Origin of the sequence: Aeromicrobium sp. IC_218 (assembly GCF_004336805.1) — a bacterium.
Taxonomy (GTDB): Bacteria; Actinomycetota; Actinomycetes; order Propionibacteriales; family Nocardioidaceae; genus Aeromicrobium.
The window spans coordinates 61229-76280 of sequence record NZ_SJXM01000002.1; the positions used below are offsets into that span (position 1 = coordinate 61229).

At 72.2% G+C, this 15052-nt stretch carries 16 protein-coding genes; 6 read left to right on the forward strand and 10 right to left on the reverse strand.

Annotation, left to right across the window (positions count from 1 at the left end; translation table 11 throughout):
* Positions 1 to 2: 2 nt before the first annotated feature.
* From E0W78_RS02410 to E0W78_RS02425, 4 genes are read right to left on the reverse strand one after another with little or no spacing between them, the layout of a single operon-like run.
* The gene (locus E0W78_RS02410; protein WP_131402263.1) at positions 3 to 365 is read right to left on the reverse strand and encodes a DUF1330 domain-containing protein; all 363 of its coding nucleotides are present in this window, start codon (positions 363 to 365) and stop codon (positions 3 to 5) included.
* A gap of 52 nt (positions 366 to 417) precedes the next feature.
* Entirely contained in the window at positions 418 to 807 is a 390-nt protein-coding gene (locus E0W78_RS02415; RefSeq protein ID WP_131402264.1) for a hypothetical protein, read from the reverse strand.
* A 10-nt stretch (positions 808 to 817) separates the two neighbouring features.
* A complete protein-coding gene (locus E0W78_RS02420) occupies positions 818 to 1189 on the reverse strand; it encodes a hypothetical protein (RefSeq protein WP_207392591.1) in 372 nt (123 codons plus the stop codon).
* Positions 1186 to 2097 (reverse strand): heme o synthase, encoded by a 912-nt coding sequence (locus E0W78_RS02425; RefSeq protein ID WP_242686213.1) that lies wholly within the window; start codon positions 2095 to 2097, stop codon positions 1186 to 1188. The genes E0W78_RS02420 and E0W78_RS02425 overlap by 4 nt, the downstream gene beginning before the upstream one ends.
* A gap of 128 nt (positions 2098 to 2225) precedes the next feature.
* Between E0W78_RS02425 and tkt the strand changes: the two genes are divergently transcribed.
* Genes tkt through pgl form a run of 6 tightly spaced genes read left to right on the forward strand, consistent with a single transcriptional unit; the run spans position 2226 to position 10283 of the window.
* Complete coding sequence (gene tkt / locus E0W78_RS02430) at positions 2226 to 4433, forward strand: transketolase (protein WP_242686196.1); 2208 nt, start codon at positions 2226 to 2228, stop codon at positions 4431 to 4433.
* 26 nt (positions 4434 to 4459) lie between these two features.
* Complete coding sequence (gene tal / locus E0W78_RS02435) at positions 4460 to 5548, forward strand: transaldolase (RefSeq protein WP_131402266.1); 1089 nt, start codon at positions 4460 to 4462, stop codon at positions 5546 to 5548.
* Between the two features lie 3 nt (positions 5549 to 5551).
* The gene (locus E0W78_RS02440) at positions 5552 to 7132 is read left to right on the forward strand and encodes a glucose-6-phosphate isomerase (protein ID WP_131402267.1); all 1581 of its coding nucleotides are present in this window, start codon (positions 5552 to 5554) and stop codon (positions 7130 to 7132) included.
* Positions 7129 to 8661 carry a glucose-6-phosphate dehydrogenase gene (zwf, locus tag E0W78_RS02445; RefSeq protein WP_131402268.1) on the forward strand — a complete coding sequence of 511 codons (1533 nt, stop codon included), beginning with the start codon at positions 7129 to 7131 and terminating at the stop codon, positions 8659 to 8661. Before E0W78_RS02440 ends, zwf begins: the two co-directional genes overlap by 4 nt.
* 18 nt (positions 8662 to 8679) lie before the next feature.
* Complete coding sequence (locus E0W78_RS02450; RefSeq protein ID WP_131402269.1) at positions 8680 to 9585, forward strand: glucose-6-phosphate dehydrogenase assembly protein OpcA; 906 nt, start codon at positions 8680 to 8682, stop codon at positions 9583 to 9585.
* On the forward strand, positions 9582 to 10283 hold the full coding sequence (gene pgl, locus E0W78_RS02455; RefSeq protein WP_131402270.1) for a 6-phosphogluconolactonase: 702 nt from the start codon (positions 9582 to 9584) through the stop codon (positions 10281 to 10283). Before E0W78_RS02450 ends, pgl begins: the two co-directional genes overlap by 4 nt.
* Before the next feature lie 66 nt (positions 10284 to 10349).
* Here the strand turns inward: pgl and E0W78_RS02460 are convergent, their stop codons facing one another.
* The 6 genes from E0W78_RS02460 to whiA form a co-directional block, all read right to left on the reverse strand.
* Entirely contained in the window at positions 10350 to 10703 is a 354-nt protein-coding gene (locus E0W78_RS02460) for an RNA polymerase-binding protein RbpA (protein WP_131402271.1), read from the reverse strand.
* Positions 10703 to 10939 (reverse strand): preprotein translocase subunit SecG, encoded by a 237-nt coding sequence (gene secG / locus E0W78_RS02465; protein WP_131402272.1) that lies wholly within the window; start codon positions 10937 to 10939, stop codon positions 10703 to 10705. The genes E0W78_RS02460 and secG overlap by 1 nt, the downstream gene beginning before the upstream one ends.
* A gap of 31 nt (positions 10940 to 10970) precedes the next feature.
* Positions 10971 to 11744, reverse strand: coding sequence for a triose-phosphate isomerase (gene tpiA, locus E0W78_RS02470; protein ID WP_207392617.1), 774 nt, complete (start codon positions 11742 to 11744; stop codon positions 10971 to 10973).
* A gap of 17 nt (positions 11745 to 11761) precedes the next feature.
* On the reverse strand, positions 11762 to 12955 hold the full coding sequence (locus E0W78_RS02475) for a phosphoglycerate kinase (protein WP_131402274.1): 1194 nt from the start codon (positions 12953 to 12955) through the stop codon (positions 11762 to 11764).
* Positions 12956 to 12957: 2 nt separating this feature from the next.
* Complete coding sequence (gene gap / locus E0W78_RS02480; protein ID WP_131402275.1) at positions 12958 to 13962, reverse strand: type I glyceraldehyde-3-phosphate dehydrogenase; 1005 nt, start codon at positions 13960 to 13962, stop codon at positions 12958 to 12960.
* 101 nt (positions 13963 to 14063) lie between these two features.
* Positions 14064 to 15050 carry a DNA-binding protein WhiA gene (whiA, locus tag E0W78_RS02485; protein ID WP_131402276.1) on the reverse strand — a complete coding sequence of 329 codons (987 nt, stop codon included), beginning with the start codon at positions 15048 to 15050 and terminating at the stop codon, positions 14064 to 14066.
* Between the last annotated feature and the right edge of the window lie 2 nt (positions 15051 to 15052).

Below are 15052 nucleotides of genomic sequence, written 5' to 3' on the forward strand. Positions count from 1 at the left end.
GCTCAACGCCAGGGCGTCGTCGCCTGCAGCACCGCGTGCGACAGCGCCGCGGTGCGGTGCTCGGTGATCCGCTGGTAGTCGGGGTCGGCCACCATGCGCGAGAAGGCCTCGCGCGAGGGGTACTCGACCAGCAGCACCGCGTCCCACACGTGCGAGTCGGGAGCGACCAGGGACGTCGAGGTGTCCCCGGCGTAGACCACCCGCGCTCCCACGCCCCGCAGGAACGGGCCGATCGCGCCCGCGTACTCGTCGTAGGCGGGGCGGCCGCCCTCGGCGAAGCGCAGCAGGTTCAGCATGACGACGGGGCCGCCGGGGTCCTCGCTCAGGAAGCGCTTCAGGTCGGCACCGGTCGGGTCGACGGACATGGGGGCTCCTCGGGTCGCGGCTCGGGCGCCGCCACCGTAGCGAGCGTCCGGCTCAGGCGGGCGCGGAGCGCCGACGCCGCGCGAGGCGGTCGGTCAGCCACGCGACGACGGCCGAGGCCGCCCCGACGCCGACCAGCACCATGACCGCCCCGACCAGCGCGAGGCCGGACTCGTCCTCGGGGAGAGACGTCACGCACCAGCCCAGCGTGTAGCCGAGGGTGGTGGCGACGACCGCGGTGCGCCGCCCCCACACGAGGGTCGCGACCACGACGAGCAGCACGACGCAGGCACCGGAGCCGAGCACCTGCCACGTCTCGTACGGTCCGCTCTCGTTGCCGGTGACGGGGTCCAGCTGGTACTCGGTGTCCCAGCCCATCCAGCCCCACCAGGACGCCCAGGCCAGCACGACGACGCCGACGGCACCCGCGATCTGCTTCAGCACGGTCGCGAACCTATCGGTCGGTGGCGGCCTCGGCAGTCAGCCGGTCGGTGGGGAGCTCCAGCACGGTGCGTCCGGCTAGCTCCTCGGGGCGTCCGACGACCAGCGCGGCCTCCGCGTCGCCCACGACGACCCGCTCGGCGTCGATCTCGAGCACGACCACGCGTCGCACCGTGCCGTCGTCCTCGCGCAGCCACAGCGGCTCGGCCAGCCAACGCAGGCCGGCCTGCTCGAGCACGCCCTCGGCCGACACCCAGTCGGTCGGCCCGCCCAGCGGCACGCCGAGCAGGGACATGGGGACGACGTCGTCGCCCGCGGGCGCCAGCCACCCGATCACCTCGCGGTCGCCCGGACGCCGGTGCGGCGTCCAGTCCGCCGGGATCACCGCAGGAAGGGGTCCGCCGCGGCGGCGACGAACAGCAGTGCCAGGTAGGCGTTGGAGAAGTGGAACAGGCGCATCGGCTTGATGACCGACAGCTCCTCGGTGTCGCGAGCCCGCGAGCGCATGTCATAGGCCTCGACGAGGAACACGATGCCGAGCGAGATCGCGGCGGCCGGGTAGAACCAGCCGGTGCCGGCGACCGGCCACAGCAGCAGCGAGGTGGCGACGGTCAGCCAGGTGTAGAGCACGATCTGCTTCGACACGGTGTCGGACGACGCGATGACCGGCAGCATCGGCACGCCGCCCGCGGCGTAGTCCTCGCGGTAGCGCATCCCCAGCGCCCAGGTGTGCGGCGGCGTCCAGAAGAACACGACCATGAACATGACGACCGGCGTCCAGGCCAGGTCGCCGGTGACGGCCGACCAGCCGATGAGCGCCGGGAAGCAGCCCGCGGCGCCGCCCCAGATGACGTTCTGCCAGGTGCGGCGCTTGAGCACCATCGTGTAGACGAGGACGTAGAACAGGTTCGCGGTGAGCGCCAGCGCGGCCGACAGCCAGTTGACGAGCTGGCCGAGCATGACGGTCGACACGACGCCGAGCACCAGGCCGAACACGAGGGCCGCGCGCGGCGAGACCTGGTGACGGGCCAGCGGGCGCCGGCGCGTGCGGCGCATCTTGGCGTCCATGTCGGCGTCGTAGACGCAGTTGAGCGCGTTGGCGCTGCCGGCCGACAGGGTGCCGCCGATGAACGTGGCGAGCACCAGGCCGAGCGGCGGGACGCCCTCGGCGGCGACGAACATGACCGGGATCGTGGTCAGCAGCAGCAGCTCGATGATGCGGGGCTTGGTCAGCGCCACGTAGGCCTGGACGACCTCGAGCGGGCCGGCCGCGGGGGCGTGCGACGTCGTCACGTCGACGTCAGGAGCATCGTCGGTTCGAACGTCGGTCACGGTGAGCAGTCTACGCGCCGAGCGATAGTGTGGACGACGTAGGCACGCGCGATCCCCTTCACACCCTTTTCACAGGAGGAATCCACACGGTGACCACGACGGCTCTGGAGTGGAACGAGGTCGACGCCAAGGCGGTCGACACCATCAGGCTGCTGGCCGCGGACGCGGTCCAGAAGGCAGGCAACGGACACCCGGGCACGGCGATGAGCCTCGCCCCGGCGGCCTACCTGCTCTACCAGAAGGTGATGCGGCACAGCCCCGCCGATCCGCAGTGGGCCGGCCGCGACCGCTTCGTGCTCTCGTGCGGCCACAGCAGCCTCACCCAGTACATCCAGCTGTACCTGGCCGGCTACCCGATGACGCTGGACGACCTGAAGTCGCTGCGCACCTGGGGCAGCCAGACGCCGGGTCACCCCGAGTACCGCCACACCCCCGGCGTCGAGGTCACCACCGGTCCCCTGGGCCAGGGCATCGCCAACGCCGTCGGCATGGCCATGGCCGCCCGCCGCGAGCGTGGCCTGTACGACCCCACCGCCGCGGCCGGCACCAGCCCGTTCGACCACGACGTCTACGTCATCGCCTCCGACGGCGACCTGCAGGAGGGTGTCTCGGCCGAGGCGTCCTCGCTCGCGGGCCACCAGCAGCTGGGCAACCTGACGGTCATCTACGACGACAACCGCATCTCGATCGAGGACGACACCGACGTCGCCTTCAGCGAGGACGTCGCGGCCCGCTACGCCGCCTACGGCTGGCACGTCCAGACCGTCGACTGGACGCAGGGCGGCACCGGCTACCACGAGGACGTCCAGGCGCTGTGGGACGCGGTGCAGGCGGCCAAGCAGGTCACCGACAAGCCGTCCTTCATCGTGCTGCGCACGATCATCGCCTGGCCGGCCCCGAACGCGCAGAACACCGGCGCGTCGCACGGCTCGGCCCTGGGCGACGACGAGATCCGCGCCACCAAGGAGCTGCTCGGCTTCGACCCCGACCAGACCTTCGCGGTCAGCGACGAGGTCATCGCGCACACGCAGCAGGCCCGCGAGCGCGGCCAGCAGCTGCAGGCCGAGTGGAGCAAGCACCTCGACGCGTGGCGCACCGGCAACGCCGACGCCGCCGCCCTGTACGACCGCCTGGCCGAGCGCAAGCTGCCCGAGGGCTGGGAGGACGCGCTGCCGACCTACGAGGCCGACGCCAAGGGCGTCGCCACCCGCGTGGCGTCCGGCGACGTGCTCACCGCGATCGCACCGGTGCTGCCCGAGCTGTGGGGCGGCTCGGCCGACCTCGCCGGCTCGAACAACACCACGCCCAAGGGCGAGCCGTCGTTCCTGCCGCCGCAGCGGTCCACCGCGAAGTTCAGCGGCGACTGGTACGGCCGGGTGCTGCACTTCGGCATCCGCGAGCACGCCATGGGCTCGATCATGAACGGCATCGCGCTGCACGGCCCCACGCGGCCGTACGGCGGCACGTTCCTGGTCTTCAGCGACTACATGCGCGGCGCGGTCCGCCTCGCGGCGCTGCAGGAGCTGCCCGTCACGTACGTCTGGACCCACGACTCGATCGGCCTCGGCGAGGACGGCCCGACCCACCAGCCGATCGAGCACCTCGCGGCGCTCCGGGCCATCCCCGGCCTGGACGTCATCCGTCCGGCCGACGCCAACGAGACCGTCGCCGCCTGGCGCACGCTGCTCGGCCTCGACGACCGTCCCGCGGCGCTCGCGCTGAGCCGGCAGAACCTGCCGACGTTCCCGCGCGGCACCGACGCCGACGGCGTCGAGTGGGGCTCGGCCGACCTGACCGCCAAGGGCGCCTACGTCCTGGTCGACACCGAGGGCACGCCCGACGTGATCCTCGTGGCCACCGGCTCGGAGGTGCAGCTCGCCGTCGAGGCCCGCACGGCCCTGGCCGCCGAGGGCATCGCTGCCCGCGTCGTCTCCATGCCGTCGCGCGAGTGGTTCGAGCAGCAGGACGAGGCGTACCGCGACAGCGTGATCCCGCCGTCGCTGCGCGCCCGTGTCAGCGTCGAGGCCGGCGTGGCCCTGGGCTGGCGCGACGTGGTCGGCGACGCCGGCCGCATCGTCAGCATCGAGCACTTCGGCGCCTCGGCCGACTACAAGACGCTGTACGAGAACTTCCACATCACGACCGACGCCGTCGTGGCCGCCGCCAAGGACTCGATCGCCGCTGCGGCGGGCGAGCCCGTGGCCCCGTTCCACGCCCGTCCTGCCGGCCCCGTGGGCCCGGGTGACAACCCGGACGCCCCCGAGGGACCCCAGCAGAACGCCGCCACCGGCGCCTGATCGTCCCGCACCCGAAGGAGAACAGCATGAATGCACGCCTCCAGGCCCTGTCCGACGCGGGAGTCTCGATCTGGCTCGACGACCTGTCGCGCGAGCGCATCGAGACCGGCAACCTCGCCGAGCTCGTGAAGGAGTCGTCGGTCGTCGGCGTCACCACGAACCCGACGATCTTCGCCTCCGCGCTCGCCAAGGGCGAGAAGTACAACCCGCAGGTGCGTGATCTCAAGGCGGCCGGTGCCGACGTCGACACCGCGGTCTTCGAGATCACCACGCTGGACGTCCAGCAGGCCTGCGACATCATGCGCCCGGTCTACGACGCCACGAACGGCGTCGACGGCCGCGTCTCGATCGAGGTCGAGCCCGGCCTCGCCCGCGACGCCGACGCGACCGTCGCCATGGCCAAGAAGCTGTGGGAGAAGGTCGACCGGCCCAACCTGCTGATCAAGATCCCCGCGACCGAGGAGGGCCTGCCGGCGATCGCCGCGACGATCGCGGCCGGCATCAGCGTCAACGTGACGCTGATCTTCTCGCTGGAGCGCTACCGCGGCGTCATGGACGCCTACCTGTACGGCCTCGAGCAGGCCGTCGCCGAGGGTCGCGACCTGTCGCAGATCCACTCGGTGGCGTCCTTCTTCGTCAGCCGCGTCGACTCCGAGGTCGACAAGCGCCTGGGCGACGACAGCCCGCTGCGCGGCAAGGCCGCGCTGGCCAACGCCCGCCTGGCCTACGAGGCCTACGAGCAGGTCTTCGGCAGCGAGCGCTTCACCGCGCTGAAGGAGCAGGGAGCGAACGTCCAGCGTCCGCTCTGGGCCTCCACGGGCGTCAAGGACCCCGCGCTGCCCGACACGCTGTACGTGTCCGAGCTCGTGGTCGACGGCACCGTCAACACGATGCCGGAGAAGACGCTCGAGGCGTTCGCCGACCACGGCGAGGTCACCGGCGACACGGTGCACGGCAGCTACGACGACGCGCGGGCGCTGTTCGCGCAGCTCGAGGAGCAGGGCATCTCGTACGACGAGGTCGTCCAGCAGCTCGAGGCCGAGGGCCTGCAGAAGTTCGACGCCTCCTGGGCCGAGCTGCTGGAGACCGTCCAGGGCGAGCTCGACAAGGCCTGATCGATGGTCGCGGTCCACGTCAACGTCCCTGACCACGCCGCCCTCGACGACGTCGTCGCCCACCAGGTCGACGACGCCGTCGCGTCGCGGCTGACCGCGCAGGACCCCACGCTGTGGGGCCCCGCGGCCGTCGAGGAGGCCTCGATCCGCCTGTCGTGGGTGAGCCTCCACGAGTCCTCGCGCCCGCTAGTCGCCGAGGTCGAGCAGCTGCGGGCCGACCTGGCCGGGCGCGGCGTCGACCACGTCGTGCTGTGCGGCATGGGCGGCTCGTCCCTGGCGCCGGAGGTCATCTGCCGCGCGGCGGGCGTCCCGCTCGTCGTGCTCGACTCCTCCCAGCCCGACATGGTGCGCGACGCGCTGGAGACCGACCTCGACCGCACGGTCGTCGTGGTGTCCAGCAAGTCCGGCGGCACCGTCGAGACCGACAGCCAGCGCCGGGCCTACGAGCAGGCGCTCCGCGACGCCGGCATCGACCCGGCCGAGCGCATCGTCGTGGTGACCGACCCGGGCTCGCCGCTCGAGCAGACCGCGCGCGAGGCCGGCTACCGGCTGTTCAGCGCCGACCCGCACGTCGGCGGACGCTACTCGGCCCTGACCGCCTTCGGCCTCGTGCCGAGCGGGCTCGCCGGCGCCCCGATCGGCGAGCTGCTCGACCAGGCGGCCACGGTCGCCACCGAGCTCGCCGCCGACGGCACGGCCAACCCCGCGCTCGTCCTGGGCGGGCTGCTCGGGCTGGCGAACCGGGCGGGCGTCGACAAGCTCGTCCTGGCCGACCGCACGGGTCATGGGCTGGGCGACTGGATCGAGCAGCTGGTCGCGGAGTCCACGGGCAAGGACGGCAAGGGCGTGCTGCCCGTCGTCGTGCCCGGCGAGGACGCCCCCGGCTTCTCCCCCAGCACGTCCGACGCCGTGCTGGTGACGATCGGTGCCGACGCGGCCCCGTCGTCGGAGTCCGGCTTCGGCGCCGCGGTCGAGGGCGACCTCGGCGCGCTCATGCTGCTGTGGGAGCACGCCACCGCGCACGCCGGCCGCCTCATCGGCATCAACCCGTTCGACCAGCCCGACGTCGAGAGCGCCAAGCAGGCCGCCCGCGACCTGCTGGGCGGCGGCGGCGAGCAGGCCGAGCCCGACGCGACCGACGCCGGCATCGACCTGTACGGCACCGACGCGAGCACGCTCGCCGAGGCGCTGGCCACGCTGCTGGGCTCGATCGACCGCGAGCACGGCTACCTGGCCGTGCAGGTCTACCTGGACCGCCAGGCCCACGCCGACTTCGCGCAGGTGCGCGAGACGCTCGCGGCGCGGCTCGGACGTCCGGTCACCTTCGGGTGGGGCCCGCGGTTCCTGCACTCCACCGGCCAGTACCACAAGGGCGGCCCGGCCACCGGCGTCTACCTCCAGGTCACCGGCGAGCCGCTGCGCGACCTGGACGTGCCCGGGCGCGACTTCAGCTTCGGCTCGTTCATCGGCTCCCAGGCCGCGGGCGACGCGAAGGTGCTGCGCGACAAGGGACGCCCGGTGCTGAGCCTGCACCTGCACGACGTCGACGCGGGCCTGGCCCGCCTCCGGGAGGCGCTCGGATGAGCACCAGCTACACCAACCCGCTGCGCGACCCGAACGACCGCCGTCTCCCGCGCATCGCGGGTCCGTGCGGCCTGGTCATCTTCGGCGTCACCGGCGACCTGGCCCAGCGCAAGCTGATCCCGGCCATCTACGACCTGGCCAACCGCGGCCTGCTGCCGCCGAGCTTCTCGCTCATCGGCTTCGCCCGGCACGACTTCGACATCGAGGAGTTCGCCGAGCGCACCAAGGCGGCGGCCAAGGCCGGCGCGCGCACGCAGTGGCGCGACTCGGTCTGGGACCAGCTGGCCGGTGGCCTGCGCTTCGTCCCGGGCACCTTCGACGACGACGCGGCGTGGCTGAACCTCGCGTCCACGATGAAGGAGCTGGACCAGCAGCAGGGCACGGGCGGCAACCACGCGTTCTACCTCTCGATCCCGCCGGCGTTCTTCGACGTCGTGGTCAGCAAGCTCAAGCAGCACGGGCTGGCCGACCCCGACGACGACGGCTCGTGGCGCCGCGTGGTGGTCGAGAAGCCCTTCGGCCACGACCTGAAGTCGGCGCAGAAGCTCAACGCCGCCGTCGCCGAGGTCTTCCCGCGCGAGAGCGTCTTCCGGATCGACCACTACCTGGGCAAGGAGACGGTCCAGAACATCCTGGCCTTCCGCTTCGCCAACGGGATGTTCGAGCCGATCTGGAACAACCACTACGTCGACCACGTGCAGATCACCATGGCCGAGGACATCGGCATCGGCACCCGCGCGGGCTACTACGACGGCATCGGCGCGGCCCGCGACGTCATCCAGAACCACCTGCTGCAGCTCATGGCGCTGATCGCGATGGAGGAGCCGGTCTCCTTCGACGCGGGCAGCCTGCGCATCGAGAAGCAGAAGATCCTGGCCAACGCCCGTCCCCCGCAGCGCCTCGACCTGCACACGGCCCGCGCGCAGTACGTGGAGGGCTGGGCCGGCGGCGTCGAGGTCGACGGCTACCTCGGCGAGGAGGGCATCCCGCCGGACTCGCTCACCGAGACGTACGCGGCCATCCGGGTCGACATCGGCACCCGCCGGTGGGCCGGCGTCCCGTTCTACCTGCGGGCCGGCAAGCGCCTCGGCCGGCGCGTCACCGAGGTGGCCGTCGTCTTCAAGCAGGCCCCGCACCTGCCGTTCAGCAAGCTCGAGGTCGAGGAGCTGGGCCAGAACGCGCTTGTCATGCGCATCCAGCCCGACGAGGGCGTCACGCTGCGCTTCGGCGCGAAGGTCCCCGGCACCACGATGGAGATCCGCGACGTCAACATGGACTTCGCCTACGGCGGCACGTTCGTGCAGTCGAGCCCGGAGGCCTACGAGCGGCTGATCCTGGACGTCCTGCTGGGCGACCCGCCGCTGTTCCCCCAGCACGAGGAGGTCGAGCTGTCCTGGCGCATCCTGGACCCGGTCATCGAGCACTGGGCGCGGCAGAAGCGGATCGACACCTACCCGGCCGGCACGTGGGGCCCGGAGTCCGCCGACAAGATGCTCGCCCGCGACGGTCGTCGCTGGCGCCGTCCGTGAGACGAGAGTGACGCGCTGATGCAGATCGAGCTCAACGACACCAACGCCTCGGAGATCGCCCGGGCGATGGTCAAGGCCCGGATCGCCTCGGGCAGCCCGGCGATGGACATGGTGCTGACGTTCGTCGTCATCACCGACGAGGACGGGGTGGCCGACGCCCTGCGCGACGCCACCGACCTGGCCAAGGAGCACCCGGCCCGGGTCATCGGCGTCATCCGCGGCTCCGGCCGCGGAGCCGCGACGCTGGACGCGAAGGTGCGCGTCGGCCAGGAGACGTCCGGCGAGTCCGTGCTGCTGCGGATGTCCGGCCAGCTGGTCAAGCACGCCGAGTCGGTCGTGCTGCCGCTCCTGCTGCCCGACTCCCCCGTGGTCGTCTGGTGGCCCGGCGAGGCCCCGGCCGACCCGGCCGAGGACCCGATCGGACGCCTGGCCCAGCGTCGGCTGACCGACTCCGAGGCCAGCAGCAAGCCGGTGCACGCGCTGCGGGCCGTGGCCCGCCGGTACGAACCCGGCGACACCGACCTGGCCTGGACCCGGCTCACGCCGATGCGCGGCCTGCTTGCGGCCGCCCTCGACCAGACCCGGTCCAAGGTGCGCTCGGCCGAGCTGGTCGCCGGACCGGGCAACCCGGCCGCCGTCCTGCTGGCCGCGTGGCTGGAGGACCGGCTGCGCATCGACGTCTCGCTGACCGAGGGCTCCTACCCGCACGTCAGCGAGGTGAAGCTGCACACCGACGCCGGCGACGTGCTCATCGTCCGCGAGGCGGACACCACGACGTTCTCGGTGCCTGGCGCGTCCGAGCGCCAGGTGCCGCTGGTGACGCGCACCGTCCCCGAGCTGCTGGCCGAGGACCTGCGCCGCCTGGACGCCGACGACGTCTACGAGTCCACCGTCAAGCACATGCTGGAGAAGGGCACCCGATGACCCACGACGTCCACGACGGTCCCGACGCCCTCGTCGACGCGCTCAACGCGGCCCTGGCCGACGTCGTGCGCGAGGCCCAGGCCGAGGGACGCACGCCCGCGGTCGTCCTCACCGGCGGCACGATCGCGACCCGCGCCTTCGAGCGCATGGACCCCGACGCGGCCGACTGGACCGACGTCGACTGGTACTGGGGCGACGAGCGGTTCGTCGCCGGCGACTCCGACGACCGCAACGAGCGGCAGGCCCGCGAGGGCTTCCTGGACCGCTTCGACGTGCCCGAGGAGCGCATCCACGCGTTCCCGTCGACCGACGGCGGGCTGTCCGCCGCCGAGGCGGCCGACGCGTACGCCGCCGTGCTCCCGACCGAGCCGTTCGACGTCGTGCTGCTCGGCGTCGGGCCCGACGGCCACGTCGCGTCGCTGTTCCCCGGCTTCGCCCAGCTGCACGAGACGGTGCGGCCGGTCGTGGACGTCGAGGACTCCCCCAAGCCGCCGCCGAACCGGCTCACGCTCACCTTCCCGGTGCTCAACCACACCCGCCGCACGTGGCTCGTCGTGAGCGGCGAGGGCAAGGCGGAGGCCGTCGCGCGGGCCGCCGCCGGCGAGCCGGTCACCGAGGTGCCCGCCACCGGTGTGCGCGGCACGCAGGAGACCCGCTGGTTCCTCGACGCCGACGCCGCGTCGCAGCTGTCCGCCTGACCCACGCACGACGAAGGCCCGGCCCCCTCACGGGGTGCCGGGCCTTCGTGCGTCCGCGTCAGCGGATCAGAAGATGACCTCGCCGGACTTGCGGCGGCTGCGGAGCAGCTGCAGCGCCTCGTCGAGGATCTCGGTGGCCTCGGTCTCGGAGCGGCGCTCCTTCACGTAGGCCAGGTGCGTCTTGTACGGCTCGGTCTTGGGCGCGTCGGGACGGTTCGCCGCGTCGACGCTGGCCGGCAGGCCGCAGCGCGGGCAGTCCCACTCGTCCGGCGTCTCCGCCTCGATGGCGAACTGCAGCACCGTGCGGTGGTCGTTGTGGCAGAAGTACGTCACGGCCTTGCGGGGCGCGGCCTCGCCGCGCTCCGCCTCGCCCATGGGGCCCGAGCCGATGCGGCTGCCCCGGATCGCTCCGGCGGCCATCAGTTGGCCACCTTCAGGAGCAGGCCGAGGGCCACGACGCTCACGGCCCAGATGACCGCGAACCCGACCGTGATGCGGTCGAGGTTGCGCTCGGCGACGGACGATCCGCCCAGGGAGCTGGAGACGCCACCGCCGAACATGTCCGACAGGCCGCCACCGCGACCCTTGTGCATGAGGACGAGCACGATCATCAGCAGGCTGCTGATGGCGAGCACGACCGAGAAGAAGAGAACCACGTCGGACCTTTCTGGGTGTCCTGTTGGACGATCAGCCGATGCTCGGCAGGGCGTAGAACCGGGCGATCCCGGCGAACTCCTCGGCCTCGAGGCTCGCACCGCCGACCAGGGCCCCGTCCACGTCGGGCTGGGCCATGATCGACGCGACGTTCGCCGCCTTGACCGATCCGCCGTACAGGATACGCAACGACGCGGCCGCCTCCGGCGACCAGGTCTCCGCGACACGCTGGCGGATCGCCGAGCACACCTCCTGGGCGTCCTCGGGGGTGGCCACCTCGCCGGTGCCGATCGCCCAGACCGGCTCGTACGCGACGACCAGCCCGGCGACCTCCTCGGGCGAGAAGCCGGCCAGCGAGCCCTCGACCTGCGCGAGCGTGTACGCGACGTGCTCGCCGGCCTGACGGACCTCCAGGCCCTCGCCGACGCACACGATGGGCGTCATGCTCGCCGCGAGCGCCTTGCGCGCCTTGGTGGCCACGAGCTCGTCGGACTCGGCGTGGTCCTGGCGGCGCTCGGAGTGCCCCACGACGACGTAGGAGCAGCCGATCTTGGCCAGCATCGCGGCCGAGATCTCGCCCGTGTGCGCGCCGCCGTCGTGGGCGGAGACGTCCTGGGCGCCGTAGCGGATCTTCAGCCGGTCACCGTCGACGAGCGTCTGGACGCTGCGCAGGTCGGTGAACGGCGGGACCACGACGACCTCGGCCTTGTCGAAGTCGTGCTTCTTGTCCTGCAGCGTCCAGGCGAGCTTCTGGACGAGCACCACCGCTTCCTGGTGGTTGAGGTTGCTCTTCCAGTTGCCCGCCATCAGCGGGGTACGGGTGCTCACGACTGCTCCTCCAGGACGTCCAGGCCCGGGAGCGTCTTGCCCTCGAGGTACTCCAGGCTCGCACCGCCACCGGTGGAGATGTGACCGAACTGCGCGTCCTCGAAGCCGAGCTGGCGCACCGCGGCGGCGGAGTCACCACCGCCGACGACCGACAGGCCGTCGACCTCGGTGAGCGCCTGGGCGACCGTCCGCGTGCCCTCGGCGAACGACGCCATCTCGAACACGCCCATCGGGCCGTTCCAGAAGACGGTGCGCGCGCCGCGGATGCGCTCGGCGAACGCGGCCGCCGACTCCGGGCCGATGTCCAGGCCCATGCGGTCGGCCGGGATGGCGTCGGCGGCGACGGTCTCGGCGCCGGCGTCCTTGAACTCCGGCGCGACAACGACGTCGGTCGGCAGCAGCAGCTCGACGCCCTGCGCGGCCGCGCGCTCCAGGTAGGAGCGGGCGGTGTCGAGCTGGTCGGCCTCGAGGAGCGACGTGCCGACCTCGTGGCCCTGGGCCTTGAGGAAGGTGAACAGCATGCCGCCGCCGATGAGGAGCGCGTCGGCCTTGTCGAGCAGGTTGTCGATGACGCCCAGCTTGTCCGACACCTTCGAGCCGCCCAGGACGACCACGTAGGGACGCTCGGGGGTCTCGGTCAGGCGCTGCAGCACCTCGACCTCGGCCTGCACCAGGCCGCCGACGGCGGCGGGCAGGCGCGTGGCCACGTCGTAGACGCTGGCCTGCTTGCGGTGCACGACACCGAAGCCGTCGGACACGAAGACGTCGGCCAGCGCGGCGAGCTCGTCGGCGAACGCGCCGCGCACGGCGTCGTCCTTGCTCGTCTCGCCCGGGTTGAACCGGACGTTCTCGAGCACCGCGACGTCACCGTCCTCGAGCGCCGCGCTGATGCGCTGCGCCTCGGCGCCGACCGTGTCGTTGGCGAAGAGCACGGGACGGCCGAGCAGCTCGGCGAGCCGCTCGGCCACCGGGGCCAGCGAGTACGTCGGGTTCGGCGTGCCGTCGGGACGGCCGAGGTGCGCGGTGACCAGCACGCGCGCACCCGCGTCCGCGAGCCGCTTGATCGTCGGGACGCTCGCGCGGACGCGGCCGTCGTCGGTGATCGTCGTGCCGTCGAGCGGCACGTTCAGGTCGCTGCGGACCAGGACGCGCTTGCCGCGCAGGTCGCCGAGGTCGTCGATGGTCTGCACGGTCAGAGCGAGGCGCCGACGTGCTTGACCAGGTCGACGAGGCGGTTGGAGTAGCCCCACTCGTTGTCGTACCAGCCGACGACCTTGACCTGGTTGCCGATGACCTTCGTCAGGCCCGAGTCGAAGGTGCACGACGACGGGTCGGTGACGATGTCCGAGGACACGATCGGGTCCTCGGTGTAGGTCAGGAAGCCCTTCAGCGGGCCCTCGGCGGCGGCCTTCATGATCGCGTTGACCTCCTCGACGGTGGTCTCGCGCGCGGCCTCGAAGCTGAGGTCGGTGGCCGAGCCGGTCGGCACCGGCACGCGCAGCGCGTAGCCGTCGAGCTTGCCCTTGAGCTCGGGCAGGACCAGGCTGACCGCCTTGGCCGCACCGGTCGAGGTCGGGACGATGTTGAGCGCGGCGGCGCGGGCACGACGCAGGTCCTTGTGCGGCGCGTCCTGCAGGTTCTGGTCCTGCGTGTACGCGTGGATCGTCGTCATGAGGCCCTTCTCGATGCCCAGGGCGTCGTTGAGCGCCTTGGCCATCGGGGCGAGGCAGTTCGTCGTGCACGAGGCGTTCGAGATGACGGTGTGCTTCTCGCCGTCGTACAGGTCGTGGTTCACGCCCATGACGATGGTGATGTCCTCGTTCGACGCGGGCGCCGAGATGATGACCTTCTTGGCGCCGCCGTCGACGTGCGCCTTCGCCTTGGTGGCGTCAGTGAAGAAGCCGGTGGACTCCACGACGACGTCGACGCCGACCGAGGCCCAGTCGAGCTTCGCGGGGTCGCGCTCCTCGAAGGCGGTGATCTTCTGGTCGCCGACGTAGATGGCCGACTCGTCGAAGGTGACGTCGGCGTCGAGACGACCCAGGATCGAGTCGTACTTGAGCAGCGTCGCCAGCGTCTTGTTGTCGGTGAGGTCGTTGACGGCGACGACCTGGATGTCCTCGCCGGACGCGCGAACCGCGCGGAAGAAGTTGCGGCCGATGCGGCCAAATCCGTTGATGCCCACGCGTACGGTCACGAGGTTCGCTCCTGGTCTCGACGATTTGGTTGGTCCGGGGCCCAGCCTATCGACCCGACCCGCCGCGCGGTCGCGTGACCCGGGTTACGCGCGGGTATCGGTCACTCGTCGTCCAGGACGTCCTCGGACAGGCCCGCCTCGGTGTCGGGGACACCCAGCTCCTCGGCCCGCTTGTCGGCCATCGCGAGCAGGCGCCGGATGCGTCCGGCGATGGCGTCCTTGGTCAGCACGGGCTCGTGGAGGCGGCCCAGCTCCTCCAGGCTCGCCTGGCGGTGCTCGACGCGCAGCTCGCCGGCCATGCGCAGGTGGTCGGGCACCTCGTCGCCGAGGATCTCCAGCGCGCGCTGGGCCCGGGCGCCGGCGGCGACCGCGGCGCGCGCCGAACGGCGCAGGTTGGCGTCGTCGAAGTTGGCCAGGCGGTTGGCCGTCGCGCGCACCTCGCGGCGCATGCGGCGCTCCTCCCAGGCCAGCAGCGTCTCGTGGGCACCCAGACGGGTCAGCAGCGCACCGATGGCCTCGCCGTCGCGGATGACGACGCGGTCGACGCCACGGACCTCGCGGGCCTTGGCGCCGATGCCCAGCCGGCGGGCCGCGCCGACCAGGGCGAGGGCGGCCTCGGAGCCGGGGCAGGTCACCTCGAGGGCGGACGAGCGTCCGGGCTCGGTGAGCGAGCCGCGGGCCAGGAACGTGCCCCGCCAGGCGGCCACGGCGTCGCACGTGGCGCCGGAGACGACCTGCGGGGGAAGTCCGCGCACCGGACGTCCGCGACCGTCGATGAGGCCGGTCTGGCGGGCGAGCGCCTCGCCGTCACGGCTGACCCGGACGAGGTAGTGCGCGCTCTTGCGCAGGCTCGAGCCGCCGCGCAGCATCGCGATCTCGCTGTCGTGGCCGTAGACCTCGGCGATGTCCTTGCGCAGGCGGCGGGCCGCGGCCCCGGTGTCGAGCTCGGCCTCGACGACGATGCGTCCGGCCGAGAGGTGGAGGCCACCGGCGAAGCGGAGCATCGAGGAGACCTCCGCCTTGCGGCAGCAGGCCTTCGTGACGTTCGTGCTCGCGAGCTCGGACTTCACCTGCGCGGTCATCGCCATGC

Coding starts and splice junctions, on each gene's coding strand:
- E0W78_RS02410 (WP_131402263.1), bottom strand. CDS start 365: ATGTCCGTCGACCCGACCGGTGCCGACCTGAAGCGCTTCCTGAGCGAG.
- tal (WP_131402266.1), top strand. CDS start 4,460: ATGAATGCACGCCTCCAGGCCCTGTCCGACGCGGGAGTCTCGATCTGG.
- E0W78_RS02440 (WP_131402267.1), top strand. CDS start 5,552: ATGGTCGCGGTCCACGTCAACGTCCCTGACCACGCCGCCCTCGACGAC.
- zwf (WP_131402268.1), top strand. CDS start 7,129: ATGAGCACCAGCTACACCAACCCGCTGCGCGACCCGAACGACCGCCGT.
- E0W78_RS02450 (WP_131402269.1), top strand. CDS start 8,680: ATGCAGATCGAGCTCAACGACACCAACGCCTCGGAGATCGCCCGGGCG.
- pgl (WP_131402270.1), top strand. CDS start 9,582: ATGACCCACGACGTCCACGACGGTCCCGACGCCCTCGTCGACGCGCTC.
- E0W78_RS02460 (WP_131402271.1), bottom strand. CDS start 10,703: ATGGCCGCCGGAGCGATCCGGGGCAGCCGCATCGGCTCGGGCCCCATG.
- tpiA (WP_207392617.1), bottom strand. CDS start 11,744: ATGGCGGGCAACTGGAAGAGCAACCTCAACCACCAGGAAGCGGTGGTG.
- whiA (WP_131402276.1), bottom strand. CDS start 15,050: ATGGCGATGACCGCGCAGGTGAAGTCCGAGCTCGCGAGCACGAACGTC.